The sequence below is a fragment of the Rhodovulum kholense genome, from assembly GCF_003053725.1.
Taxonomy (GTDB): Bacteria; Pseudomonadota; Alphaproteobacteria; order Rhodobacterales; family Rhodobacteraceae; genus Rhodovulum; species Rhodovulum kholense.
In genome coordinates, this window is sequence record NZ_QAYC01000006.1 from 40,756 (window position 1) to 66,754 (window position 25,999).

General features: G+C 67.4%; 23 protein-coding genes. 15 read left to right on the forward strand and 8 right to left on the reverse strand.

The genetic code is table 11. From position 1 onward, the window contains the following. Window positions 1-16: 16 nt before the first annotated feature. Window positions 17-370, reverse strand: a complete 354-nt coding sequence (locus tag C8N38_RS09540) for a DMT family protein (RefSeq protein WP_108026597.1) — start codon at window positions 368-370, stop codon at window positions 17-19. Window positions 371-558: 188 nt separating this feature from the next. Between C8N38_RS09540 and C8N38_RS09545 the strand changes: the two genes are divergently transcribed. The 9 genes from C8N38_RS09545 (at window position 559) to C8N38_RS09580 (ending at window position 7,852) form a co-directional block, all read left to right on the forward strand. Next, a complete protein-coding gene (locus tag C8N38_RS09545) occupies window positions 559-2,091 on the forward strand; it encodes an acyl-CoA carboxylase subunit beta (protein WP_108026600.1) in 1,533 nt (510 codons plus the stop codon). Window positions 2,092-2,121: 30 nt separating this feature from the next. Then, the gene (locus C8N38_RS09550; protein WP_245895650.1) at window positions 2,122-2,451 is read left to right on the forward strand and encodes a hypothetical protein; all 330 of its coding nucleotides are present in this window, start codon (window positions 2,122-2,124) and stop codon (window positions 2,449-2,451) included. After that, entirely contained in the window at window positions 2,451-2,849 is a 399-nt protein-coding gene (locus C8N38_RS09555; protein ID WP_245895652.1) for a DUF6497 family protein, read from the forward strand. Before C8N38_RS09550 ends, C8N38_RS09555 begins: the two co-directional genes overlap by 1 nt. Window positions 2,850-3,047: 198 nt before the next feature. Then, window positions 3,048-3,173 carry a hypothetical protein gene (locus C8N38_RS22130; RefSeq protein ID WP_256359722.1) on the forward strand — a complete coding sequence of 42 codons (126 nt, stop codon included), beginning with the start codon at window positions 3,048-3,050 and terminating at the stop codon, window positions 3,171-3,173. Window positions 3,174-3,239: 66 nt separating this feature from the next. Beyond that, window positions 3,240-3,590, forward strand: coding sequence for a hypothetical protein (locus tag C8N38_RS09560; RefSeq protein WP_108026606.1), 351 nt, complete (start codon window positions 3,240-3,242; stop codon window positions 3,588-3,590). A gap of 352 nt (window positions 3,591-3,942) precedes the next feature. After that, entirely contained in the window at window positions 3,943-4,146 is a 204-nt protein-coding gene (locus tag C8N38_RS09565; RefSeq protein ID WP_075785116.1) for a hypothetical protein, read from the forward strand. Between the two features lie 132 nt (window positions 4,147-4,278). Continuing rightward, on the forward strand, window positions 4,279-6,279 hold the full coding sequence (locus C8N38_RS09570; protein ID WP_108026609.1) for an acetyl-CoA carboxylase biotin carboxylase subunit: 2,001 nt from the start codon (window positions 4,279-4,281) through the stop codon (window positions 6,277-6,279). Between the two features lie 20 nt (window positions 6,280-6,299). After that, window positions 6,300-7,184 carry a restriction endonuclease gene (locus C8N38_RS09575; protein WP_281258222.1) on the forward strand — a complete coding sequence of 295 codons (885 nt, stop codon included), beginning with the start codon at window positions 6,300-6,302 and terminating at the stop codon, window positions 7,182-7,184. Then, on the forward strand, window positions 7,181-7,852 hold the full coding sequence (locus C8N38_RS09580) for a hypothetical protein (protein WP_108026614.1): 672 nt from the start codon (window positions 7,181-7,183) through the stop codon (window positions 7,850-7,852). Before C8N38_RS09575 ends, C8N38_RS09580 begins: the two co-directional genes overlap by 4 nt. Before the next feature lie 86 nt (window positions 7,853-7,938). On the opposite strand, the gene C8N38_RS09585 is transcribed toward C8N38_RS09580, so the two are convergent. Continuing rightward, complete coding sequence (locus tag C8N38_RS09585) at window positions 7,939-8,400, reverse strand: DUF4174 domain-containing protein (RefSeq protein ID WP_108026617.1); 462 nt, start codon at window positions 8,398-8,400, stop codon at window positions 7,939-7,941. Between the two features lie 96 nt (window positions 8,401-8,496). Here C8N38_RS09585 and scpA point away from each other — a divergent pair, with 96 nt between their 5' ends. Next, complete coding sequence (scpA, locus tag C8N38_RS09590; RefSeq protein WP_108026621.1) at window positions 8,497-10,629, forward strand: methylmalonyl-CoA mutase; 2,133 nt, start codon at window positions 8,497-8,499, stop codon at window positions 10,627-10,629. A gap of 220 nt (window positions 10,630-10,849) precedes the next feature. Beyond that, on the forward strand, window positions 10,850-11,986 hold the full coding sequence (ispG, locus tag C8N38_RS09595; protein ID WP_108026624.1) for a flavodoxin-dependent (E)-4-hydroxy-3-methylbut-2-enyl-diphosphate synthase: 1,137 nt from the start codon (window positions 10,850-10,852) through the stop codon (window positions 11,984-11,986). Window positions 11,987-12,122: 136 nt separating this feature from the next. On the opposite strand, the gene C8N38_RS09600 is transcribed toward ispG, so the two are convergent. The 3 genes from C8N38_RS09600 to C8N38_RS09610 form a co-directional block, all read right to left on the reverse strand. Next, the gene (locus C8N38_RS09600; RefSeq protein WP_108026627.1) at window positions 12,123-12,881 is read right to left on the reverse strand and encodes a DsbA family protein; all 759 of its coding nucleotides are present in this window, start codon (window positions 12,879-12,881) and stop codon (window positions 12,123-12,125) included. Between the two features lie 88 nt (window positions 12,882-12,969). Next, complete coding sequence (locus tag C8N38_RS09605; protein WP_108026630.1) at window positions 12,970-13,704, reverse strand: DsbA family protein; 735 nt, start codon at window positions 13,702-13,704, stop codon at window positions 12,970-12,972. Continuing rightward, window positions 13,701-15,044 carry a M48 family metalloprotease gene (locus tag C8N38_RS09610; protein WP_245895655.1) on the reverse strand — a complete coding sequence of 448 codons (1,344 nt, stop codon included), beginning with the start codon at window positions 15,042-15,044 and terminating at the stop codon, window positions 13,701-13,703. The genes C8N38_RS09605 and C8N38_RS09610 overlap by 4 nt, the downstream gene beginning before the upstream one ends. A gap of 62 nt (window positions 15,045-15,106) precedes the next feature. Between C8N38_RS09610 and C8N38_RS09615 the strand changes: the two genes are divergently transcribed. Continuing rightward, on the forward strand, window positions 15,107-16,246 hold the full coding sequence (locus C8N38_RS09615; protein WP_108026633.1) for a pyridoxal phosphate-dependent aminotransferase: 1,140 nt from the start codon (window positions 15,107-15,109) through the stop codon (window positions 16,244-16,246). Further along, a complete protein-coding gene (gene rarD / locus C8N38_RS09620) occupies window positions 16,243-17,196 on the forward strand; it encodes an EamA family transporter RarD (RefSeq protein ID WP_108026636.1) in 954 nt (317 codons plus the stop codon). Before C8N38_RS09615 ends, rarD begins: the two co-directional genes overlap by 4 nt. Here rarD and C8N38_RS09625 read toward each other — a convergent pair. Then, window positions 17,112-17,690: an LOG family protein gene (locus tag C8N38_RS09625; RefSeq protein ID WP_108026639.1), complete on the reverse strand. Its 579-nt coding sequence runs from the start codon at window positions 17,688-17,690 to the stop codon at window positions 17,112-17,114. The genes rarD and C8N38_RS09625 overlap by 85 nt on opposite strands. 100 nt (window positions 17,691-17,790) lie before the next feature. Between C8N38_RS09625 and C8N38_RS09630 the strand changes: the two genes are divergently transcribed. Further along, on the forward strand, window positions 17,791-19,155 hold the full coding sequence (locus C8N38_RS09630; protein WP_158272333.1) for a LysM peptidoglycan-binding domain-containing protein: 1,365 nt from the start codon (window positions 17,791-17,793) through the stop codon (window positions 19,153-19,155). Window positions 19,156-19,226: 71 nt separating this feature from the next. Beyond that, window positions 19,227-21,068 carry an ABCB family ABC transporter ATP-binding protein/permease gene (locus C8N38_RS09635; RefSeq protein ID WP_108026657.1) on the forward strand — a complete coding sequence of 614 codons (1,842 nt, stop codon included), beginning with the start codon at window positions 19,227-19,229 and terminating at the stop codon, window positions 21,066-21,068. Window positions 21,069-21,216: 148 nt separating this feature from the next. On the opposite strand, the gene C8N38_RS09640 is transcribed toward C8N38_RS09635, so the two are convergent. Then, the gene (locus tag C8N38_RS09640) at window positions 21,217-24,771 is read right to left on the reverse strand and encodes an efflux RND transporter permease subunit (protein ID WP_108026660.1); all 3,555 of its coding nucleotides are present in this window, start codon (window positions 24,769-24,771) and stop codon (window positions 21,217-21,219) included. Continuing rightward, entirely contained in the window at window positions 24,768-25,982 is a 1,215-nt protein-coding gene (locus C8N38_RS09645; protein WP_108026663.1) for an efflux RND transporter periplasmic adaptor subunit, read from the reverse strand. Before C8N38_RS09645 ends, C8N38_RS09640 begins: the two co-directional genes overlap by 4 nt. Between the last annotated feature and the right edge of the window lie 17 nt (window positions 25,983-25,999).

The window sequence follows — 25,999 nt, forward strand, 5'->3', positions numbered from 1 at the left end:
TGTCCAGCGGGATCGGCTAGGACCAGCGGTGGAAGATGAAGAACGCGCCAAGCCCGATGAAGACGAAGCCAAGCGCATGATTCCAATGCAGCTCTTCTCCGAGATAGAGCACAGAGAAGCCACTGAAGACGGTCAGGGTGATGACCTCCTGCAGCGTCTTCAGCTGGGCCGCCGAGAAATGCCCGTGGCCGATCCGGTTCGCAGGCACCTGAAGCAGGTATTCGAAGAAGGCGATGCCCCAGCTGGCGACGATCACCACGGCCAGCGGCGCCGCCTTGAACTTGAGATGCCCGTACCAGGCGAAAGTCATGAAGATATTGGACAGGACGAGAAGGCCGATCGTGACGACGGGCACCGGCAGGGCGGGCATGAGGGGGCTCCGGAGGGTGGGCAGCGCCTCTGGCGATATGGCATAAAGGGGCGATCCGTCCATGACATTTGCGAATTTACAATATGCACCATGGAGGCGGGAAATAGTTTGCAAATTTACCGTTTAACACTTTGATGAAGCTGACCACATGGCTAGGTTGCCGAAAATTTCCGTAAGGGGCATCGCCGATGAAAGATATCCTCAACGAACTCGAGCGCCGCCGCAGTATCGCTCGCCTGGGCGGCGGCGAGCGGCGGATCGAAAGCCAGCACGCCAAGGGCAAGCTGACGGCGCGCGAGCGGATCGAACTGCTGCTGGACGAGGGCTCGTTCGAGGAATTCGACATGTTCGTCGCCCATCGCTGCACCGATTTCGGGATGGAGGAAAGCCGTCCCTATGGCGACGGCGTCGTCACCGGCTGGGGCACGGTCAACGGCCGCATGGTCTATGTGTTCAGTCAGGATTTCACCGTGTTCGGCGGGTCGCTGTCCGAAACTCACGCCCAGAAGATCTGCAAGATCATGGACATGGCGGTGCAGAACGGCGCCCCGGTGATCGGGCTGAACGATTCTGGCGGCGCCCGCATCCAGGAAGGCGTCGCCTCGCTCGCGGGCTATGCCGAGGTGTTCCAGCGCAATATCGAGGCCTCGGGCGTGGTCCCGCAGATCTCGGTCATCATGGGGCCCTGCGCGGGCGGCGCGGTCTACAGCCCGGCCATGACCGACTTCATCTTCATGGTGCGCGATTCGTCCTACATGTTCGTGACGGGCCCCGATGTGGTGAAGACCGTCACCAACGAGGTCGTCACCGCCGAGGAACTGGGCGGCGCCTCGACCCATACGAAGAAATCCTCGGTCGCCGATGGCGCCTTCGAGAACGATGTCGAGGCGCTTTACCAGGTGCGTCGGCTGGTCGACTTCCTGCCGCTCAACAACCGCGAGAAGCCGCCGGTGCGGCCCTTCTTCGACGAGCCTGGTCGGGTCGATGCCAGCCTCGACACGCTGATCCCCGACAACCCGAACACGCCTTACGACATGAAGGAGCTGATCCTGAAGGTCGCGGACGAGGGCGATTTCTACGAGATCCAGGCCGATTTCGCCAAGAACATCATCACCGGCTTCATCCGGCTCGAAGGCCAGACGGTCGGCGTGGTGGCGAACCAGCCGATGGTGCTGGCGGGCTGTCTCGACATCGATTCCAGCCGCAAGGCGGCGCGCTTCGTGCGGTTCTGCGACTGCTTCGAGATCCCGATCCTGACCTTCGTCGACGTGCCGGGCTTCCTGCCGGGGACGGGCCAGGAATATGGCGGGGTCATCAAGCACGGCGCCAAGCTGCTGTTCGCCTATGGCGAGGCGACGGTGCCGAAAGTGACCGTCATCACCCGCAAGGCCTATGGCGGGGCCTACGACGTGATGTCCTCGAAACACCTGCGGGGCGATTTCAACTACGCCTGGCCCACGGCCGAAATCGCGGTGATGGGGGCCAAGGGCGCGACCGAGATCCTCTACCGGTCCGAACTGGGCGATCCGGACAAGATCGCGCGGCGCACCAAGGATTACGAGGACCGCTTTGCCAACCCCTTCGTGGCGGCCGAACGCGGCTTCATCGACGAGGTGATCCAGCCCCGCTCGACCCGCCGCCGGGTCTGCCGCGCCTTTGCCTCGCTTCGGGGCAAGCGCCGCGAGACGGCCTGGAAGAAACACGACAACATTCCGCTTTAGGCCGGACGAATGGCGATGCGGGGCTGGCACATGCTGCGGGAGGAGGGCGCGCTGACGATGGCGCGGCACCTGCCCGTGCGCTTCGATCTTTGCGCAAGCGCGGCCTTCCCGCCCGCCCGCAAGGGTCGGCTGGCCCTGCAGATCCGCCAGGATCTGTGGCGCATGCTTCAGGACCTGCGCGGGTTCTCGCCGGTCATTCGAGTCGAGGAGGAGGGGCAGGGGCTGCGGGTAAGCGCCGGAGGTCGCGCCGCAGCCCCTTTCCCGCGTCTTGACTGCGAGGCCCGGATTGCCGCCCTGTTGACCAGCCCCGTCCACCGGAGCCGCTGGCTGGCCCGGGCCTGGATCGAAGGCCTGGCGTGATGGCGGCCGGGCGCGCGTTCCTTCTGGCGGCGGCGGTGCTGGTGCTGGGCGGCACCGGCACGGTGGTCGATGTGCCGTCGGGCCAGTCGGTGACCCATCTCGACACTGTCACCGGCGAACCCGGACCGGCCGGGCTGACCGTGCGGTTCCGGTTTCTCGCCCCCGAGATCGGGCGCGAGGGGGGCACGCTGACGCCCGAAAAGGCCCAGGGCGACATGGACTATCTGTGCGAGCATTTCGCGCTGTCGCGTCTGGCCGGGGCGGGGCCGGAGCCGGCACAGATCGTCATCACGCTGATGGACCGCCCGGTGCCCTTCGGGCAGTCCGATCCCGAGGCCACGCAGTTCTTCGAGGCCTACCGTCCCGAGGCGGGGCACTGCATCTGGGAAGGGTTCTGAGACGATGCCGATTTCCGTCCGCCCGACCGGCGCAGTGTGTCCGCCAGCCCCTTTTTCGCCACAACCGGCACGTGTCGCCGGGGCGGCATGTGCAAAGCCCGAAGATTGCTCTATCCTCCCCGAAGGTCGCCTGCGGGCGGCCTTCCATAAGTCAGGCGCCGGGTCGCGGCCCGCGCCGAAACCAGACGGGAGTGTCCTATGTCCAAATGCGTCAAGACCCTTTTCGCCCTCTCGCTCGTCGCCTTCGTTGCGGCCTGCGCCCAGAAGGAAGAAGTGGTCTATGTCGAACCGGTTCAGCCCGAACCGACCTATAACAAGTACTGATCGGGGCGAGGGGCGGGCGCGGCCCGCCCCGGCTTCGCCGCGCCCCGGTCCCCACGGAGGCGCGCCATGCTGAAACACCGGGGATTCCCGTCCCGTCTGCCCGGGACGGACTTTCAATTCACCATCCGCCGCGCGAACAAGGACGGGGCCTCCCGCCTGATCGCGCGCGAACGCTTCGCCGACCGGCGCCCGGCCGACCGCCGCGCCGATGCGGGGTTTCTGGCCGCGCTGATCGAGCAGTTCGGCGACGCGCCGTTCGAACGCGGCAATCTCGATGCGGGGCGACTCTCCTGGCTTCTGGGCCGCGAGGTGGTGCCGGCGGAAGAGCCGTTCGATCCCGAAAGCTACGAGGCGCTGCTGCGCGTCGATCTCGACCGGGCCATGGCGACCTTCCCAGAGCTCTTCGGGGGGCAATGATGCGCACGAATTTGCCCAGCGCGTTTCGGGATCGGCGGGAAATTGCTCAAACCCGCTCTCCCCTGCGTTGTGCGCTTTTCTTTTGTTCCGGTTCCGGTGACAGTGATACCCGGCAGGTTGGCGATTTACCCCTAGCGCAATCTGCTTATTTTTACCGTTACCCTTCCCCAACCCCCAGGCCTGACCCAATTTTCCGGGTCAGGCCGACCCTCCCGCAACGCCGGTCCCGCGCGCGCCTTCCTGCGCCGATTGCGTCGTTCCGCGGCAACAGTCCTGCGCATTTTCGTTTCGCCGCACGGCGCTTGCCGGTATCTTGCGCGCGCAACAACAAGATCCGTGGAGGCGGAGTAGAATGCCCAGTCCAAAGTTTCTCGTGCTGCTGGCCGCAGCAGGCATGCTGGCCGGATGCAACATGTCCAATGACAGCCAGCGCGCTGTCGCGGGCGGCCTCGGCGGCGCGCTCATCGCGGATGTGCTTGACACCAACGTGGCGGCCGGTGCCGCGATCGGCGCGCTTGGCGGCGCCATGTGCGACGACGCGGGCGTGTGCCGCTGATCTGAACCGGCGGGCCGCTGGCCCGTTCGGACGAGAATTTGTGAGGGTCATCGGGGCGGCGCGCCCCGGTGGCCCTTTGCTTTGTAAGCGCCGGGGCGGGCTCGTCCGGGCGGAACGCTGGAAGGGACAGAGATGTTCGACAAGATCCTGATCGCGAACCGGGGGGAGATCGCCTGCCGGGTCATCAAGACCGCCCGCAAGATGGGTATCAAGACGGTGGCGGTCTATTCCGACGCCGACCGGCATGCGCTGCATGTGCAGATGGCCGATGAGGCGATCCATATCGGTCCCCCGCCCGCGAACCAGTCCTATATCGTGATCGACAAGATCATGGCCGCGATCAAGGAAAGCGGCGCCCAGGCGGTGCATCCGGGCTATGGCTTCCTGTCCGAGAACAAGCTGTTCGCCGAGGCGCTGGAGAAGGCCGAGGTCGCCTTCATCGGCCCGCCCGCCAGCGCCATCGAGGCGATGGGCGACAAGATCACCTCGAAGAAGCTCGCAGCCGAGGCGGGTGTCTCGACCGTGCCGGGCTATATGGGCCTGATCGAGGATGCCGACGAGGCGGTGAAGATCAGTCAGCAGATCGGCTATCCGGTGATGATCAAGGCCTCTGCCGGCGGTGGCGGCAAGGGCATGCGAATCGCCTGGAACGACCAGGAGGCGCGCGAGGGCTTCCAGGCCTCGAAGAACGAGGCCGCCAACAGCTTTGGCGACGACCGGATCTTCATCGAGAAATTCGTCACCCAGCCGCGCCATATCGAGATCCAGGTGCTGGCCGACAAGCACGGCAACTGCGTCTATCTGCATGAACGCGAATGCTCGATCCAGCGCCGGAACCAGAAGGTCATCGAAGAGGCGCCCTCGCCCTTCCTCGACGAGGCGACCCGCAAGGCCATGGGCGAACAGGCGGTCGCGCTGGCCCGTGCCGTGGGCTATTGCAGCGCGGGCACCGTCGAGTTCATCGTCGACGGCCAGAAGAACTTCTATTTCCTCGAGATGAACACCCGTCTGCAGGTGGAACATCCGGTGACCGAGCTGATCACCGGCATCGACCTCGTCGAACAGATGATCAACATCGCCGCGGGCAAGACGCTGCCCTTCGCGCAGAAGGACCTGAAAATCAACGGTTGGGCGATGGAAAGCCGGCTTTACGCCGAGGACCCCTACCGCAATTTCCTGCCCTCGATCGGGCGGCTGACCCGCTATCGCCCGCCGGCGGAATCCGCCCATGACGCGGCCGTCGTGCGCAACGATACCGGCGTCTACGAAGGCGGCGAGATCTCGATGTATTACGACCCGATGATCGCCAAGCTCTGCACCTGGGCACCGACCCGGGCGCAGGCCATCGACGAGATGCGGACCGCGCTCGACGCCTTCGAGGTCGAGGGCATCGGTCACAACCTGCCGTTCCTCTCGGCGGTGATGGACCATCCCAAGTTCTGCGCGGGCGACATCACGACCGCCTTCATCGCCGAGGAATATCCCGACGGCTTTGCGGGCGTCGCGCTGCCCGAGCCCGAGTTGCGCAAGGTGGCCGCCGCCGCCGCCGCGATGTTCCGCGTGGTCGAGATCCGGCGCGCGCGCATTTCGGGGCGGATGGACAATCACGAACGCACCGTGGGCGGCGAGTGGGTTGTGGTGGCCCAGGGCAAAAGTTTCCCGCTGACGGTGGCAGCCGACCACGAGGGCGCGACGATCCAGTTCGAGGGTGGCGATCATCACCGGGTCACGTCGGACTGGCGTCCCGGCCAGCCGCTGGCGGTGCTGCATATCGACGGCGAGCCCCTGGTGCTGAAGGTCGGGCCGACGTCGCATGGCTTCGTGATCCGTCACCGCGGCGCCGAGATCAAGGCGCAGGTCTTCACCCCCCGCCAGGCGGAACTGGCCGCGCTGATGCCCGAAAAGCTGCCGCCCGATACCTCGAAACTGCTGCTTTGCCCGATGCCCGGTCTGATCGTGACCATCGACGTCGAGGAAGGCCAGGAGGTCCAGGAAGGCCAGGCGTTGTGCGTGGTCGAGGCGATGAAGATGCAGAACACGCTGCGCGCCGAGAAGAAGGGCATCGTTGCCAGGATCAATGCCGGTCCGGGCCAAAGCCTCGCCGTCGACGAAGTGATCATGGAATTCGAATGATCCCCGACTTCCAGACATTGATGCGTCCCGTTCTCCAGTCCGCAGTGGCTGGAGAACGGCGCGTGTCCGATGTCGTGGAAGAGATGTCCGCGCTTTTCGAGCTGACGCCCGAGGAGCGTTCCGAGATGCTGTCGAGTGGTCGGCAGAGCCGGATGGCGAACCGGGTCCATTGGGCCCGGAGCTATCTCAAGCAGGCGGGACTGGTGCGCTCTCCGCGGCGCGGCTGGTTCGAGATCACCGAAGACGGACGGACAGCGCTTGCCGAAGCGCCCGACCGCATCACGGTCGCCTATCTGAAGAGGTTTCCGTCCTTCCTCGACTTTCAGTCGCGCACGAGGGGGCCGAAAGACGAGGCGGCCCTCACCGAAGAGCCCGGCGACTCTGCCGCTGCCACCCCGGAGGAGGTTCTTGCGGCCGCGCATGACGAGATCCGGGACGGGCTTGCCTCCGAGCTGTTGGGGCGGCTGCGCGAAGGATCGCCCCGGTTCTTCGAGGAAACGGTCGTCAACCTGCTGATCGCCATGGGCTATGGCGGGCCCGGAGGCCGGTCCGCGATCCTCGGCGGAAGCGGCGACAACGGCGTCGATGGCGTGATCGACAAGGACCCTCTGGGCGTCGATCAGGTCTATGTGCAGGCCAAGCGCTATGGCGAGGGCACGACCGTCGGGTCGGGCGAGATCCGCGACTTCTTCGGGGCGCTCAGCCTCAAGGATGTCAGCCGGGGCGTCTTCGTGACCACCGCGCGCTTCTCGCCCTCGGCCGAGGCGACGGCCGAAAAGCTTGGGGCGCGGATCGTTCTGGTCGATGGCCCGAGACTGGCGGATCTGATGATCGCCTACGAGGTCGGCTGCCGGGTCCGGCAGGTCTTCCCCGTGCACGAGATCGACGAGGAGTACTTCGAATGACCCCTCCGGCCGTCCTCGATGCCCGGATCTGGCAGGCGATCGTTGCCGGGGCCTTCGTGGCCATCGGCTGGATCGTGAATGGCTGGCAGAACCGGCGGGTGGCGGCCGCGCTGCGGGCCGAACGGACGCGGGACGTGCATCGGGCGCTTTATGCCGAGATCGCGTCCTGTCTGGCCAATCTGGAAAGCCCCGAGGCTCTGGCCGCCTATCGCGACGCGATGGCGGCACGGATGCGGGAGGATGCGGGTTTCGTGCCGCTGATCCCGCGCGAAAGGAACGATACCGTCTTCCGGGCGCTGGTCGCCGAGATCCATATCCTGCCGCGCGTCACCATCGACCCGGTCGTCTCCTACTACAGCCAGCTTTTCGCCATCGAGGCGATGATCGCCGACATGCGCGGCGAACGGTTTCGCGCGCTCGAGCCCGAGCGGCGGATCGCGATGTACGAGGATTACATCGCGCTGAAGGTGCAGGCCTTCCATGACGGCCATTTCGCGTTGCGGATGATCGAGGCCTTTGCCAGGGACGGCCGCAAAGGCGCGATGGACGAAGAAGCCCGTATTACAAGGGAAATTGCGGCCGGGATCGACACGGCAGGCGCCGCCGCCAGGGCGGCGTCGCGGATCAGTAACCCGGGCGCGGCCCGGTCCGGCCGGTCACCGGAATAGGGGTGTTGCGTGGACTTGCCATCGAACATCTCCTTTGAGGCCTCGCCAAGTATAGGCGAGCGCGCGCCCTTGCGCAAGCGCAGGGCTCAGCGCCGGTCGCGGATCTCCTGCTGGCGCAACGGGATCTTGTCGATCGAGCGGGAAATCTCGCGCACGTCCCAGGGCAGAGGCTTGCGGAACTTCACGCCGCCATCCTTGCCGATCAGCACCAGCATGAAGCCGCGCGGGCGCAGTTTCGTGCGCAGCTCGGTCTGGGCCTCGGGGTCGGTATCGACGATGACCACCACGTCGCGTTCGGCAAGCTCGTCGATGCGGTCGGTCAGAAGCTGGATCTGGGTCTGGTATTGCGGGTCGGCGGGGCTGTCGGCAAAGACGACGACCGGCCGCGCCATCCAGTGGAAGTCGGACAGCCGGACGCCTCCGGCATCCAGCACCACGCTGCGGTCGGCTTCCCAGCGCGCCAGCGGCTCGGGTTCGCTGACCGCATCGGCGGTGCCCGCCAGCGGAACCAGCGCGGCCCATGCCAAGATCGTCAGGTATTTTTTCATGAGCCCTCCTGTCGGCCCAGATATAGGTGCAGGCGGGCGGAAAGCGAAGTCTGAACCCGCGCCCGGCGCGGGCCAAGCAGAAGAAGGACAGATCCGATGACGGACAAGACCAAACGCTGGGCCGCTCTGGCCGAAAAGGAACTGCGCGGCAAGCCGCTCGACAGCCTGACCTGGGAAACCCCCGAGGGCATTCCGGTCAAGCCGCTTTACACCGAGGCCGATACCGAGGGGCTCGCCCATATGGGCTCGGTCCCCGGCGAGGCGCCCTTCACGCGCGGGCCCAAGGCCACGATGTATGCGGGCCGCCCCTGGACGATCCGGCAATATGCGGGCTTCTCGACGGCAGAGGAATCGAACGCCTTCTACCGCAAGGCGCTGGCCGCCGGGCAGCAGGGCGTGTCGGTGGCCTTCGACCTCGCGACCCACCGCGGCTATGACAGCGACCACCCGCGCGTCGTCGGCGATGTCGGCAAGGCGGGTGTGGCCATCGACAGCGTCGAGGACATGAAGATCCTCTTCGACGGCATCCCGCTGGGCGACATTTCCGTGTCGATGACGATGAACGGTGCGGTGATCCCGATCCTCGCGAGCTTCATCGTCGCGGGCGAAGAGCAGGGGGTCGAGAGAAAGCAGCTGTCGGGCACCATCCAGAACGACATCCTGAAGGAGTTCATGGTGCGGAACACCTACATATATCCGCCCGAACCCTCGATGCGCATCATCGCGGACATCATCGAGTATACCTCGACCGACATGCCGCGCTTCAACTCGATCTCGATCTCCGGCTACCACATGCAGGAGGCGGGCGCGAACCTGGTGCAGGAGCTCGCCTTCACGCTGGCCGACGGCAAGGAATACGTGAAGACGGCGCTGGCGCGCGGGCTCGATGTCGATGCCTTCGCCGGGCGGCTGTCCTTCTTCTTCGCCATCGGCACCAACTTCTTCATGGAGATCGCGAAGCTCCGCGCCGCGCGCTTCCTGTGGCACCGGATCATGTCCGAGTTCGGGCCGAAGAACCCCAAATCTCTGATGCTGCGCACCCACTGCCAGACCTCGGGCGTGAGCCTCGCCGAACAGGACCCCTATAACAACGTGGTCCGCACCGCCTATGAGGCGATGAGCGCGGTTCTGGGCGGCACCCAGTCGCTGCATACCAACGCCTTCGACGAGGCGATCGCGCTGCCCACCGAGTTCTCGGCCCGGATCGCGCGGAACACCCAGCTGATCCTGCAGAACGAGACCAAGGTGACCAAGGTCGTCGATCCGCTGGCGGGCTCCTACTATGTCGAGAAGCTGACCGCCGATCTGGCGGATGCCGCCTGGGCGATCATCGAGGAAATCGACGAGATGGGTGGCATGACCAAGGCGGTGGCCTCGGGCATGCCGAAGCTCCGGATCGAGGAGGCCGCCGCCCGCTGGCAGGCCCGCGTCGACCGTGGCGAAGAGGTGATCGTGGGCGTGAACAAGTTCCGCCTCGCGAAGGAGGACGAGATCGACATCCTCGATGTCGACAACATGAAGGTGCGCGACAGCCAGATCGCCCGGATCGAGAAGATCCGTGCCACCCGCGATCCGGCGGCTTGCACGGCGGCGCTTGAGGCGCTGGAACAGGCGGCGGCCAGCGGCGAAGGGAACCTGTTGCGGCTGGCGGTCGAGGCGGCGCGGGCGCGCGCCACGGTGGGAGAAATCAGCATGGCGATGGAAAAGGTGTTCGGGAGACACCGCGCCGAGGTCAAGACGCTGTCGGGCGTCTATGGCGCGGCCTATGAGGGCGACGAAGGCTTTGCCGCGATCCAGAAATCGGTCGAGGATTTCGCCGAGGAAGAGGGGCGGCGGCCGCGGATGCTGGTGGTGAAGATGGGGCAGGACGGGCATGACCGCGGCGCCAAGGTGATCGCGACGGCCTTTGCCGATATCGGCTTCGACGTCGATGTGGGCACGCTTTTCCAGACCCCCGAAGAGGCGGCGCGCGACGCCATCGACAACGACGTACATGTGGTCGGGATCTCGTCGCTGGCGGCAGGTCACAAGACCCTGGCGCCGAAGCTGATCGAGGCGCTGAAGGCACAGGGCGCCGAGGACATCATCGTGATCTGCGGCGGCGTGATCCCGCATCAGGACTACGATTTCCTCAAGAAAGCGGGGGTCAAGGCGATCTTCGGGCCGGGCACCAACATCCCGGCCGCGGCGAACGACATCCTGCGGCTGATCCGCGAAGCCCGCGCCTGATCCCGGCGCCCGCGCCGGTTCGCGCGGGCTGCGAGTTCACCAGACCGGCCCCGTTGCCTTGCGCGGCGGGGCCGGTGCGTTTTTGCGGCGCGCGGTTCTGTCGACGGGCGGGCCGGTGCCGCGCTGCCGGTGGGGGGGCGCGGCAAGGCCGCGCGTTGCGCCGAGGCGGGGAATCTTCTATCCAAAAGGTGGATTCACAAACGCCCGGACAGGTAGACCCATGTCTCTCAACGCCGTGCGCCCCTGGCGCAGCATCGACCGTCGCAAGTCCCGTCAGATCCATGTCGGTCCCGTGGCCGTCGGTGGCGATGCCCCGATTTCGGTCCAGACCATGACCAACACGGTCACGACCGATGTGAAGGGCACCCTTGGCCAGATCCTGCGGGCGGCCGAGGCGGGCGCGGATATCGTGCGGGTTTCGGTGCCCGACGAGGACTCGTCGCGCGCGCTGAAGGAGATCGTCGCCGAAAGCCCGGTGCCGATCGTGGCCGACATCCATTTCCACTACAAGCGCGGCATCGAGGCCGCCGAGGCGGGGGCTGCCTGCCTACGGATCAACCCCGGCAATATCGGCGACGAAAAGCGTGTCAGGGAGGTCATCAAGGCCGCCCGCGATCATGGCTGCTCGATGCGGATCGGGGTCAATGCCGGCTCGCTGGAAAAGCACCTGCTGGAGAAATACGGCGAGCCTTGCCCCGAGGCGATGGTCGAGTCGGCGCTCGAACATATCCGGATCCTCGAGGATAACGACTTCTTCGAGTTCAAGCTGTCGGTGAAAGCCTCCGACGTGTTCCTGGCGGCGGCGGCCTATCAGGGGATCGCCGAGGTGACCGAGGCGCCGATCCACCTGGGCATCACCGAGGCGGGCGGCTTCGTGCCGGGCACCATCAAGTCGGCGATCGGGCTTGGCAACCTTCTGTGGATGGGGATCGGCGACACGCTGCGGGTGTCGCTGTCGGCCGATCCGGTCGAGGAGGTGAAGGTCGGATACGAGATCCTCAAGGCGCTGGGGCTGCGGCATCGGGGCGTCAACATCATCTCCTGTCCGTCCTGTGCGCGGCAGGGTTTTGACGTCATCAGGACGGTCGAGACGCTGGAGAAGCGGCTTGAGCATATCAAGACACCGATGAGCCTTTCGATCATCGGCTGCGTGGTGAACGGGCCGGGTGAGGCGCTGATGACCGATGTCGGCTTTACCGGTGGCGGCAACGGTAACGGGATGGTCTACCTGGCGGGCAAGCAGGACCACCGGATCTCGAACGAGGCGATGATCGAGCATATCGTCGAGGAGGTCGAGAAGAAGGCTGCCGAGATCGAGGCGGCCCGGGCGGCGTCCGAAGCGGAAGCGGCGGAATAGGGTATTCTGTCGCCGCTGGGGCGCAAAATTCTTCTGCGAAGAATTTTGCGCGGAACCCGGCACGTATCTTGGCAAGACCAAGACAAAAGCTCCCCAGGAAAATTCGCGAATTTTCCTGGGGAGCTGAGCTATGGGCTCAGTCGGCGCGGACGTCCGCGACGAGTTGCTTCATGCCGTCGAGGGGGACGTAGCCGCGGATCATCTGGTCGCCGAGGATGAAGGTCGGGGTCCCCGAGATCTGCAGCCGTTGTGCCAGGGCGTGGTTCTCGGAGATGACTTTCTCCACCTCGGGAGCCTTCATCCGCTCGAGCACCGCGGCTGCGTCAAGCCCGTTTTCCTCGGCCAGACGCTTCAGCGAGTCGTCGGTGACATTGCCGCGGAAGGTGATCAGTGCGTCATGCACTTTGGCGTAGGCTGCGTCGCCCGCGACTTGTTGGACCGCTATGGCAAAGCGCGAGGACAGAACCGACTGGTCGCCGAGGATCGGGAACTCCTTCACCACGAAGCGGATGTTTCCGTCGCCCTCGACCAGTTGCGTCACTTCCGAATAGGCCTTCCGGCAATAGGTGCAACGGTAATCGGTGAACTCGACCAGGGTCACGTCCCCCTCGGGATTGCCGCCGACCCAGGAATAGCCGTCCTCGAAGATGTCCTTGGCATTGACCTTGACCAGGGTCTCGTCGTTTTGCGCCTGGGCGTCGGCCTGCCGCTGCTCGAGCACGCCGATGGCCTCCATCAGCACCTCGGGATTGTCCATCAGATAGGACCGCACCTCGGCGCGGAACGCCTCGCGGTCGGCGGCGGTCATGTCGGTGAGATCGAACGCCTGAGCGGGGGCGGCGAGGGGAGCGGCGAGGCCAAGGGCCATCAGCGCGGCGGCGGTCATGCGGGTCATCGGCTCTCTCCGTTCGTGAGGACGCGGGTCGGTCCCTCTTCGACCACATACCCGGTGCCGGGCCAATGGGCAAATGCGGCCGCAGCGGTCACTTCTTGCGGCGCATGGCCTCGACCATCCGCGACAGCGCGACGGCGGGCACGTCGCCACGGACGAGCGTGCGGTCCAGCACCTGGGCCGGGGAGGCCCCCAGATCGAGCGCCTCGGCCAGTGCCCGGGTTTCTGCAAGCTTCGTCGCGATGTCCGGGGCGTCCATCCGGACGGCAACCGTCGCCGGGTCGAGCCCCAGCGCCCCGGCGATCCGGTCCAGCGCGGCCCGGTCGAGCGGCCCTTTCGCCGCAAAGAGCCCGGCCTGCGCCGCGCCATAGGCGTCGGGCCCCGCAAGCCGGAGCACCGCCTGGGCGAAGCGTGCGGCGCGCAGGGCCTCCGGGTTCCCGGGATCGGGCGCGTCCTTGACCACGAGCCGCAGCCGCCCGTCCTTGGCGGCTGTCTCCAGCGCCGCGGTCAGTGCCCGTGCGGCACCTTCGGCGCGATAGTCGATGAAGCTGACCAGCGTCACGTCACCGTTCGGGTTGCCCCCGGTCCAGTCGTCCGGCGCGTGGAAAAGCTCATCCGCATGAGCGGCGATCAGGTCGAGATCGCTGGCCGCGTGGCGCGCCATCCGGCGCGCTTCGGCGCCCTCCAGCGCCTCGCGGATCACCTCGGGATGGTCCAGCAGATAGGCGCGCAGCTCGGCGCGGAAGGCGGTTCGCTCTTCCGCGGTCAACGCGGCCAGGGCGGGCGTTCCGGCGGCCAGAAGGGTCAGTACGATCAGGGCTCTCACTTGCGCGCGCTCCGTTCCGCCGCAGCGACGATGTCGTCGGCCCGCAGCCAGCCCGGCGAGCCGCGCGGCAACAGCCCTTCGGCGCGGCGCGCATGGACGCCCGCCGTATCCATCCGCCCCATGATCGCATAGCGCTCGGCTGTCGCGACCGAGGCCATGCCGTTATTGCCGGTGCGGGCATAGGCCACCGCCAGATCGCGCAGCATGCGCGGGTCGAACGGATCGCGCGCGCGGGCCTTCTCGAGCGCGTCGAGCGCCCGCCGGTTCTCGCCCGGACGGTCGAGCGCCAGCAGTGCGCGGCCGTAGCCCGCGAGGATCAGGGGTTCGTTCGGCGCCATCTGGACGGCCCGCGCATAAGCCTGGGCGGCGGGGCCGAACTGACGGGATTCGAGCAGGATCTGGCCCTTCAGCTCTTGCACGAACGGGTCGCCCCCCTGGGCGGCCTCCAGCCGGGCAAGCTCGGCCATGGCCCGTTTCGCATCGGGCGTCCGGTGCCAGGCCACGGCGCGGCGCATCATGCCGATGGCGGTCTTGTCCTTTTCGGCCCGGCGCAGGGTATAGCGCGGGCTTTGCAGGAAGGCGCCCAGCTTGCCGCGGGCCCGGGCGAACCAGTAATCGGCCTCGGCATCGGGCTGGGTCGTTCCCTTGTAGGCGCTGGCATAGCCGCGCACGCTGCGCAGTCGGTCGGCATGCAGCGGGTGGGTGCGGACATAGGGGTCCTGCCGGGACTCGGACAGGGCCTCCTGACCGCGAAACATCTCGAGCACATCGACCATCGCCTGGGGCGAGATCCCGGCCCGCGCCATGTAACGCGCGCCCGACTGGTCGGCCGAGCTCTCTTCGGCCCGGGTATGGGCGAACAGCAGCCGCTGCGCCGTCGAGGAGGTGCCCATCGCCAGCCCCGCGGCCGCGTCGGCATTGCCGGTGGCCGCCACGGCCAGCGACATCAGCAGGCCCATGCCGGCGGCGGACCCGGCGCCGCGGATATTCGCAAGCCGCCGGGTGATATGGCCGTTCGCGATATGGGCCAGCTCGTGCGAGATCACCGCCTGAAGCTCGGCCGCGCTTTCCAGCCGCAGCAGAAGCCCCGAATGGATCATGATGGTCTGGCCATCCAGCACGAAGGCGTTGAGGCTCGAATCCTGCAAAACCATCACCCGCACCCGCTGCGGGCTCAGCCCGGCGGCGACCGCCAGCGGCTGGGTCAGGCGTTTCAGCGCATATTCGATCTCGGCGTCGCGGATCAGCGACTGCGCCCGCGCGGCCAGCGGCGCGAGCAGGACGATCAGCGCCAGGGCGAGGCCCGCCAGGCCGCGCGCCAGTCCTGTCATGGCTGCCATTGACCTCGCCCCTCTCGGCTGGAAGAAAGCCTGCAACTGGCAGGCACCCTAAGGAGACGGGCATGAAGGTTTCAAGCCGGGGCGAGGTCGATCCCTTCATTGTGATGGATGTGATGGAGGCCGCCGCCCGAGCCGAGTCGCAGGGGCGCACCATCATCCACATGGAGGTGGGCCAGCCCGGCACGCCCGCCCCCGCCGGGGCCCGGAAGGCTCTGGCCCGCGCGATGGAAGAGGGGCCGCTGGGCTACACCGTGGGTCTTGGTCTGCCCGCGCTGCGCGCCCGGATCGCGGGGCTTTACCGCGAGTGGTACGGGGTCGATCTGAACCCCGACCGGGTGGTGGTGACGCCGGGGTCCTCGGGCGGATTCACGCTGGCCTTCACCTCGCTTTTCGATGTCGGCGCGCGCGTCGGGATCGGCGCGCCGGGCTATCCGTCCTACAAGGCGATCCTCAAGGCGCTGGGGCTGGAGCCGGTGATGATCCGGACCGAAACCCAGCACCGGCTGCAGCCGGTGCCGGGCGACCTGCCGCAAGATCTCGACGGGCTGCTTGTGGCCTCGCCCGCCAACCCCTCGGGCACGATGCTCGACCGCGATGCGCTGGCCGCATTGATCGGGGCGGCCGAGGCCCGCGGCGCGGCCTTCATCTCGGACGAGATCTATCACGGCATCGAATATGACCGCAAAGCCGTGAGTGCGCTCGAGATCGCCGACGAGACCTATGTCATCAACTCGTTTTCCAAGTATTTCTCGATGACCGGCTGGCGCGTCGGCTGGATGGTCGTGCCGGAGGATCATGTCCGCCGGGTCGAGCGGCTGGTGCAGAACCTCTTCATCTGCGCGCCCCATGCCAGCCAGATCGCGGCGCTGGCGGCGCTCGATTGCGGCGACGAGCTGCAGGCCAACCTGGAAGTCTACCGCAAGAACCGCGCGCTGATGCTGGAGGGGTTGCCAAAGGCGGGCTTCACCCGGATCGCGCCGCCCGATGGTGCCTTCTACGTCTATGCCGACGTGTCGGACCTGACGACCGACAGCCGCGCCTTTGCCGCCGAGATCCTTGAAAAGGCCGGGGTGGCGGTGACGCCGGGGCTCGATTTCGATCAGGACCGGGGGGCGGGCACGCTGCGCTTTTCCTATGCGCGCTCGACCGAGGATATCGAGGAAGGTCTGGCCCGTCTCGCCCGTTTCATGGCGGCGCGATGAGCCCGCTCAGCCCGGCCGCGAAGGGCGTTCTGGCGATGGTGGGGGCCTCGACGATCTGGGGCCTGTCGTCGATGTATTACAAGCTGCTGGCCCATGTGCCGCCGCTCGAGGTGCTGAGCCACCGGACGATCTGGTCGCTGGTCTTCTTCGGGCTGGTGCTGGCGGTGCAGGGGCGGCTGGCCGAGCTTTGGCGGCTTTTCGGTCAGGCCCGGGCGCTCTGGCTGGTGACGGCGGCGGCGGTGATGATCTCGACCAACTGGTTCTTTTTCATCTACGCGATCCAGATCGGCCATGCGGTCGAATCGAGCCTTGGCTATTACATCTTCCCGCTGGTCGCGGTGGCGGTGGGCTTCGCGGCACTGGGCGAACGGCCCACCGCCCTGCAATGGGGCGCGGTGGGCATCGCCGCCGTGGCGGTCACCCTGCTGACCTGGGGGCTCGGCGTCGCCCCGTGGGTGTCGCTGGCGCTGGCGGGAACCTTCGCGCTGTACGGACTGGCCAAGCGCGGCGTGCCCGCCGGGCCGGTCGTGTCGGTCACCGCCGAAGTCGTCTTGCTGTTGCCGCTGGCGGTGGTCTGGCTCTGGGGGGTGCATGTCGCGGGCTGGACCGGGCTGACCGGCCGGGCGCTGGGCGCCTTTGGCCACGATCTTGGCGACAGCCTGCTTCTGATCTTTTCCGGGCCGCTGACGGCTCTGCCGCTGATGCTGTTCAGCTATGCCACCAAGCGGGTGAACTTCGCCACCGTGGGGCTGGTGATGTACCTGAACCCCACGCTGCAGGTGATGGTGGCGACGCTGGTCTTCCGCGAGCCCTTCACCGGCTGGCACATCCTGGCCTTCGCCCTGATCTGGACGGCGCTGGCGCTTTATTCGGCCGAAAGCCTGCGGCAGGACAGGGCCTCGCGCAGGTCCGCCATCAAGGCGGGCACGTCCGGAACCACCCGGACATAGGCCGCAAGCGAGGGTTCGGCGAAACCCTCGTCGATGAAATGATGGATCAGTGCGCTCAGCGGGTTCCAGAAGCCCGCCGTGTTCAGCAGATAGATCGGCTTGGCGTGCAGCCCCAGCTGGCGCCAGGTCAGCACCTCGAAGAACTCGTCCAGCGACCCGGCGCCGCCCGGCAGCACCACGATCGCGTCGGAATTCATGTACATGACTTTCTTCCGCTCGTGCATGTTCTCGGTCACGATGAAGGTCGAAAGATCGCGCTTGCCGACCTCGCGGTCCAGCAGGTGCACGGGGATCACCCCGAAGGTCCGCCCGCCCGAGGCCTGCGCCGCCCGCGCGACCCGGCCCATCAATCCGACATCGCCCGCGCCATAAACAAGTTGCCAGCCCGCCTCGGCCAGCGCATGGCCGAGCGCGTCGGCGGCTTCGGCATAGTCGGGGCGCGTGCCGTCGCGTGAGCCGCAGAAGACACAGATCGAGGGGTTTTGAAGGGTCATGGGGCGCCTGCGGGATCGGTTTTCTGGACCCGTGATACCGGGGTTGGTATGGTCTCGCAAGGCGCTCGCCTGGCGGGGACGCGCGCAGATGGGGAAGGCGATGTCGGAGAGCAAGCGGTCGGTCTGGACCTGGGCGATCCTCGGCGGCGAGGCGCTTCTGGTGCTGATGGTCGTGGCATGGTTCCTCGACCGCGACGACGACCGCAAGGCCGACGCGCAGGCGCCCGTCGCAGCCCCGTCGGCCGTTCCGCAATCTGGCCCGTCGACTGATCGGTCGACCGGCCCTTCTGCGGCACCGTCCCACGGCAGCCCGGACTCTTCACCCCCTGACGTTGCGGCCCCTGACGCCGACCCCGAAGCCGGACAGGCCGCCGGTCACGTCCCGCCCGGGGCCGCGCCCCGGGGCGACCGCTCGGATATAGCGCCGCCGCCGGATGCCGCCGCGCCCGCCTTCGACGTGGTGCGGGTCAGCCCCGAGGGCGACGCCCTGATCGCGGGTCGTGCCGAAGTCGGCAGTTCGGTCGCGATCCTGGTCGAGGGCCGCGAGGCTGCCCGCACCGAGGTCGGTGCCGATGGCGATTTCGCGGTGCTGTTCGATCTGGACCAGAGCGAAGATCCGCGCCGGATCTCGCTCTCGATGCTTAGCGCCGACGGGCGCACGACCCCGTCCGAGGCCACGGTGATCCTCGCCCCATCGCCCGATCCGTCTCAAGGGCCGTTCCCGGTTCCGCCCGCCGTCGAGGCCGAACCTGCGGCCGGGGGCGCGCAGGCGGACGAACAGGTGGCAGATCAGGCGACAGATAGCGGCGCGCCGGCTCCCCAACCGGCGGTGGCGGAGGGCCTGTCGGACAACGGCACCTCTGCGACCGCCCCGACAGACAGGCCGGTGATCGAGGCCCCGCCCGCCGCGCCCGCAATCCTGATCTCGGATGCCGAGGGCGTGCGCCTTGTCGAACCGCCGCAGGACGGGGACGCCGCGCCGGTTTCGGGCGTGACGCTCGACGCGATCACCTACGATGGGGGAGGCGCGGTGCACCTTGCCGGGCGCGGCCGCCCCGGGGGCCAGTTGCGGATCTATCTCGACAACGCGCCGCTGGCCGAGACCGGCATCGACGGTACCGGACGCTGGACGCTGCGCGCGCCCGAGATCGCCGCCGGGCTTTATGCGCTGCGGGCCGATCTGCTGGCCGCCGATGGCAGCGTCGCCGCGCGCTTCGAGACGCCCTTCCACCGCGAGGCTCCTGCCGAAATCGCCGCCACCGCCGCGCCGCCCGCGGGGCCCGGGGGCGCGACCGGCGTTCGGGTGATCACCGTGCAACCGGGTTACACGCTGTGGGGCATCGCCGACCGCGCCTATGGCCGGGGCATGCAATACGTGAAGATCTTCGAGGCCAATCGCGGCCAGATCCGCGACCCCGACCTGATCTATCCCGGCCAGATCTTCGATCTTCCCCGCACCGAGTGATCCCCGCGTCGCTGGCCTTTTCCGGCCTTGGGCGCTAGGGTCTTCGACGCTCCCCTTAGGAAGGCCGTCCGATGCGCCGTGGCAAACGCCCCACAACCGCTGACCTGTCGCAGTTCGACCGCGAGCAGGGCATGCGCACGATCCGCAAGGTCGCACCCTATCTCTGGCCCCCGGGTCAGGGCTGGGTCAAGCGCCGGGTCGTGCTGGCGCTGGCCGCCCTTCTGCTGGCCAAGGTGGTTTCGGTCGGCACGCCCTTTCTCTACAAGGCTGCCGTCGACAGCCTGACCGGCGAGACCCGCGACGACACGTTGCTGCTGGCCGTGGGGGCGGTCGGTCTGACCGTCGCCTATGGCATGGCGCGGCTGATGAATACCGGCTTTCAGCAGCTGCGCGACGCGATCTTCACCCGGGTCGGGCAACGTGCGCTGAGGCGGCTGGCGCTGGAAACCTTCACCCATATCCACCGGCTGTCGCTGCGCTATCACATCTCGCGCAAGACCGGGGGGCTGTCGCGGGTGATGGAGCGGGGCGTGAAGGGCGTCGAGTTCCTGCTGCGGTTCCTGTTGTTCAGCATCGGCCCGCTGATCGTCGAACTTGCGATGGTGGGCGTCGTCTTCGCGCTGGCCTTCGATCTGTGGTATCTCGGCGTCGTGGCGGCGGTGATCGCGGTCTATTTCAAGTTCACCTTCGTCGTCACCGACTGGCGGGTGAAGATCCGCCGCCGGATGAACGACCAGGACACCGACGCCAACCAGAAGGCCATCGACAGCCTGCTGAACTTCGAGACGGTCAAGTATTTCGGCGCCGAGTCGCGCGAGGCCGACCGTTACGACCGCGCGATGGAAGGCTATGAGGACGCCGCGATCAAGACCTCCTATTCGCTGGCGCTGCTTAATTTCGGCCAGGCCTTCATCATCACGCTGGGCATGATCGCGGTGATGGTCATGGCCGCGATGGGGGTGCAGGCGGGCCAGCTGACGGTGGGCGATTTCGTCATGGTCAACGCCTACATGATCCAGATCACCATGCCGCTGAACTTTCTCGGCGCGGTCTATCGCGAGATCCGGCAAAGCCTGATCGACATGGGCGACATGTTCGCGCTTCTGGAACAGCCCGCCGAGGTCACCGACCGGCCCGGCGCGCCTGCGCTGAAGGTGACGGGCGGCGCGGTCGAGTTCCGCGACGTGCGCTTCGGCTACGAGCCCGAGCGACCGATCCTGCAGGGCGTCTCGTTCACCGTTCCGGCGGGGCGCAAGGTCGCCATCGTCGGGCCGTCGGGGGCGGGCAAGTCCACCATCGGGCGGCTTCTCTTCCGCTTCTACGACGTGACCGGCGGCGCGGTGACCATCGACGGGCAGGACCTGCGCGAGGTCACCCAGGACAGCCTGCACCGCGCCATCGGCGTCGTGCCGCAGGACACGGTTCTGTTCAATGACACCATCCTTTACAACATCGCCTATGGCCGCCCCGACGCGAGCCCCGCCGAGATCGAGGCAGCGGCCCGCGCCGCCAAGATCCACGACTTCGTGACGGCCCTGCCCAAGGGCTATGAGACGCTGGTCGGCGAACGCGGGCTCAAGCTGTCGGGCGGCGAGAAACAGCGGGTGGGCATCGCCCGGACGCTTCTGAAGAACCCGCCGATCCTGCTGCTCGACGAGGCCACCTCGGCGCTCGATTCCGAGACCGAGGCGGGCATCCAGTCCGAACTCAAGGCGATGGGCGAGGGCCGCACGGTGATCGCCATCGCGCACCGGCTGTCGACCATCGTCGATGCCGACGAGATCGTGGTGCTGGAGGACGGCCATGTGATCGAACGCGGCACGCATGAGGCGCTTCTGGCCTGCGGCGGCCGCTATGCCGCCATGTGGCAGCGCCAGCAGGCGGGCGAGGACGACGACATCGCCGCCGAGTGACTGCGCCCGGCTTCGGCGGGGCCTCGCCAAACCATCCGCCCGGACCCAGACCCCGGCCGAGCCCTCCCACCTGCAGTCTTCTTCTTGGCAAAAATACCCATGGCGCCCCGGTTCGCCACATGGCCCCGCGCCGGGGCAGGGAGCGCGGTCATTCGGCGGCGCGAAGGCCGTCCGGCTTGCCTTTGGATTCGCCGTCGGCCTGTCGCGGCTCCGGGGCCTCGGTCCAGACGATCTCGGGCGCGTCGAGCCGCGCGGCGGCGCGGGTCAGGGCGAGGTCGCGGGCGGCGCGGCTGTCGGGGCCCGCGCTGAGCGCAGCCAGACGGCGGACCGATCCGTAGGCGCCCGCCCGCACCCATTCGCGCAATGCCAGCAGCGAGGGCGTGAAGACCAGCGTCAGCACGGTCGCCACGCCCAGCCCGAAGACCACCGCCGTCGCCAGCTGGGTCCACCACAGCGAGGCCGGACTGCCCTGGGTATAGCCGCCATTGGCAAAGTCGAAGCTGACTCCCAGCATCATCGACAGCAAGCCCGCCATGGTCGTGACCGTGGTCAGGAAGACCGGACGGATGCGGTCCTCGCAGGTGCGCACGATGGCCTCGATCCGCGGCATGTAGCGGGCATAGTCCTGATAGGTGTCGATCAGCACGATGTTGTTGTTCACGACGATCCCGGCCAGCGCGACGACCCCGGTCCCGGTCATGATGATCGAGAAGGGCTGGCCCATCACCAGCATCCCGATCAGCACGCCCGCCGAGGACAGCACCACCGCCAGCAGCACCAGCACCGAATTGTAGAAGCTGTTGAACTGCGCCAGCAGGATGATGAACATCAGCCCCAGCGCCGCGGTGAAGGCCTTCGACAGGAAGGCGGTGCTTTCCTCCTGATCCTCCTGATCGCCGGTCCATTCCCAGCTGATGCCCTGCGGAAACGGCCCCGTGTCGAGCCAGCGGGTCAGGGTCGCGATCCGCTCGTTGGCGTTGATCGGCTGGCCCTCGGCTGTCTTGAGCCCGTCGGCGACCGCCGCCTTGACGTCGAAATAGCGCTTGCCGTCGACCCGGTTGATCCGCCCGATCTTGCGCACCGGCGTGATCGTCACGAAATTCGACAGCGGCACCAGCCCGACCTCGGTCCGCACCTTCAGCGTGTCGAGCGTGGACAGCAGCCGGTCGCGTTCGGGCAGGCGCACGCGGATGTCGATTTCCTCGTCCGAGGAGGGCACCCGCATCGTGTCGAGCAGAATGCCGCGGGTGACCAGCTGGACCATCTGCCCGGCCAGCACCGCCGAGGCGCCGAAACGTCCGGCCTCTTCGGTATCGACATCGACCTGCCAGTCGATGCCGGGCAGGGGGCGGGTATCCTCGACGTCGCGGAGCCCCTCGGTCGCTTCGAACCGGTCGAGGGCGATCTGGGCGGCGGCCGACAGATCGTCCCAATTGTCGCCCTTCAGCCGCAGATGCACCGGCTTGGCTGAGGCGGGGCCATCCGACAGGTTCAGGATCTCGGTCCGGATGCCGGGGATCTGGGCCAGCTTGCGTTCGATCCGGGCGAGGATCAGGCCGCCATGCAGATCGGGGTCGGCGGCGCGCTCCTGCCAGGGCATCAGCTCGATCTGGACCTGACCGATGGTGTCGAGCGGCGGCTGTGCGCCACCCGTGTTCTGGCTCAGACCGCCTTCGCCCGCGAATGAAAACACGTTTTCGACCCCGGGTTCGGCCAGCACGATGCGCTCGGCCGCTTTCACCATCGCGTCCTTCTCGTCGATCGACAGGTTGCCCCGTGCCCGGACATAGACGATGGCCTGTTCGGGTTCGGTCTTCACGAAGAACTCGACCCCGTTATTGTGCTTGCCGTAATAGACGAAGACACCGGCGACGAAGGCGATCACGGCCCCGGCGGTGACCAGCGGCATCACCGGATTGCCCGCGATGGCGCGGATCAGCCGACCGAAGAGGGTCGGGCGGTAGCCCGCCTTGACCGGCTCGGGCTGCGGGTCCCGCAGCGCGTTCACCGCCAGCGAACAGCCGATCAGGCCCAGCGTGAACAGCACAAGCCCCGGCAGCATCTCGAGCGGCCCGGAACTGGCCGGGCCGGGTGCGGGCCAGGCCGGGTTCAGCATCCGCATCGCGCCGAGGAAGGCCGTTGCCAGCGCTAGGGCCATCAGCCCGAGACGCAAGCCCTTCGGCACGGGCCTCAGTCGCTCGGTGACGCGCCAGAGCACCCGCGAGAACCGGCCCGCGACCCCGCCCACCACCGGCAGGTAGACCAGCGCGACCACCAGGCTTGCCGACAGCACGAAGATCAGCGTGACCGGCAAAAGCCCCATGAACTCGCCCGCGACGCCGGGCCAGAACAGCATCGGCAGGAAGGCGCAAAGCGTGGTCGCGGTCGAACTGACGATGGGCCAGAACATCCGCTTGGCCGCATCGGCGAAGGCATGCATCGGCCCGGTGCCCTCGGCGATGCGGCGGTCGGCATATTCGACGACCACGATGGCGCCGTCGACCAGCATGCCGACCGCAAGGATCAGCCCGAACATGACGATGTTCGACACGGTGACGTCGAGGATCGCCAGCAGCACGAAGCACAAGAGGAACGAGGTCGGGATCGCGAAGCCCACCAGCAGCGCCGAGCGGGTGCCTAGAAAGGCCAGCACCACCACCATCACCAGCGCGATGGCGGTCAGAACCGACCCTTCAAGCTGGCGCACCATCGATTCCACATTGGTCGACTGGTCGTTCGAGGTCGTGACCACGATGGCCTGGCGCAGCTCGGGCGCCCAGTCGGCGCGGGCCTTGTCGACCTCCTCGCGCACCAGCCGCGAGGTGTCGATGATGTTGAAGCCCTTGCGCTTGACCACCTGCAGCGCCAGCGTCGGTTCGCCGTTGAAGCGCGCGGTCGAGCTGCGGTCCTCGAAGGTCAGCCGGATATCGGCCAGATCGCCCAGCCGCACCACCCGGTTGCCATTGACCTTGACCGGCAGGTCGTAGACGTCCGAGGGATCGTCGAAGGAGGCCGGGATCTTGACCGCGAAGGCGCCGTTCGCCGTCTCGACCTCGTCGGCCGCGATCAGCTGGTTGTTGGCGGTGACGACATTCACCAGTTCCTGCGCCGTCACGTTGTAGGATTCGAGCTTCAGCGGATCGAGGATCACCTCGAGCATCTCGTCGCGCTGGCCCGCCATCGACACCTCGAGCACCGGGTCGAGCGCTTCGAGCCGGTCTTGCAGATCCTTGGCCGCGCGCACCAGCGTCCGTTCCGGCACCTCGCCCGACAGGTTCACGACGAGGATCGGAAATTCCGAGAAGTTGATCTCGGAGATCGTGTATTTCTCGTAGCCGTCGGGAAAATCGGCCTCGGCCTTGTTCATCCGGTCGCGCACATCGGCCAGGATCTTGGTCTTGTCCCAGCCGAAGTCGAATTCCAGCGCGACCCCGGCATAGTTCTCGCGCGCCGTCGCGGTCATCGAATCGAGCCCGTCGAGATCGGACAGCTCGGTTTCCATCGGCTTGATCAGCAGCTTTTCCGCATCCTCGGCCGAGATGCCGGGGAAGGGGACCGAGATGAACAGCGCCGGGATCTCGATATCGGGCTCGCCCTCCTTGGGCAGCTCGATATAGGCGAGCGCGCCCGCGACCAGCGACATCAGCACGAAAGCCACGACCATGCGCGCCCGCGCGGCGGCCCAGTCGACAAGACCGGTCATTGCGGCGTCTCGCGATAGCTGACCTCGACCGGGGTGCCGTCCGACACGAATTCCTGCCCGACCACGATCACATCGGCGCTGTCGGGCAGGCCCGCGACCCAGATGCCTTCTGGGGCGTCGCGGATCACCTCGACGGGCGCAAAGCGGGCATGGCCGGTTTCATCTGCATAGCGCAGTCCCAGCCGCCCGGCATCGTCCAGCGTCAGCGCCGAGGGCGGCACCAGATGGCCGCTGCGGGCGGGGCCGGCGATCCCGATCTCGACGCTTTGCCCGGCGCGGATCGCCCCGTCGGCATTGGGGGCCTCGACCTCGACGCGGAAGGTGCGGGTGGCGGGGTCGGTCGTGCGCGCGACGAAGGTGACGCGGCCCGCGATCTCCCGCCCCGAGAGCAGCCTGCCCCCGGCGGGCGCGCCGACGCGGATCTTGTCGACCTCGGTTTCGGGCACCGCGCCCACCAGCCGGATCGGATCGAGCGCGATGACCTTGGCGCAGAGCAAGCCGGGCTGCATCAGCGTGCCCAGCTCTGCGGTGTCCTCGTCCAGCATGCCCGCGAAGGGGGCCGCGATGGTCAGCCGCCCGATCTCGATCTCGGCGGCGGCGATCTGGGCCTCGGCGGTCTTGCGTGTGGTCTCGACGGCCTCGAGCCCGGCTGTGGCCGAGGCCACCGCCGCCTCGGCGGTCGAGACCGCGGCGGCGGTGCCGGCGACCCTCGTGTCCGAGGCGTAGCCCTCTTGCGACAGCCGCCGGGCGGCGCGGTCGTTGATCCGGGCCTCTTCCAGCTGGGCGCGGGCCTGGGCGACGGCGGCGCGGGCCTCGGGCAGGCGGGCGCGGGATTCGGCCAGCACCGCCCGGGCCTGGGCCAGTGCCGAGGGCCGCGTGCCCGGTTCGATCCGGCACAGGGTCTGCCCGGCCGCGACCGCACTGCCTTTCTTGAGGGGCTCCGAGATCACCCGGCCGTCGGTCTCGGCCAGCACCTCGACGCTGCGCGCGGCCTCGGTCTCGCCGCGCAGCCGGACGCCGCCCTGAACCTGCTGTGCCGTGCTGCGCTGGACAACGACCGACACTTTTTGCGGTCCGGAGGCGCCGGTATCTGCGGCTGGCGCTGGGGCGGGTTCCACCCCGGCAAAGACCATCACGCGGTCCCGTTCCATCATCAGCAGGTAAAAGCTGACCGTCACCAGCAGGGCGGTGAGCATCGAGATCCAACGCATGGACTGCCTTGCCTTTC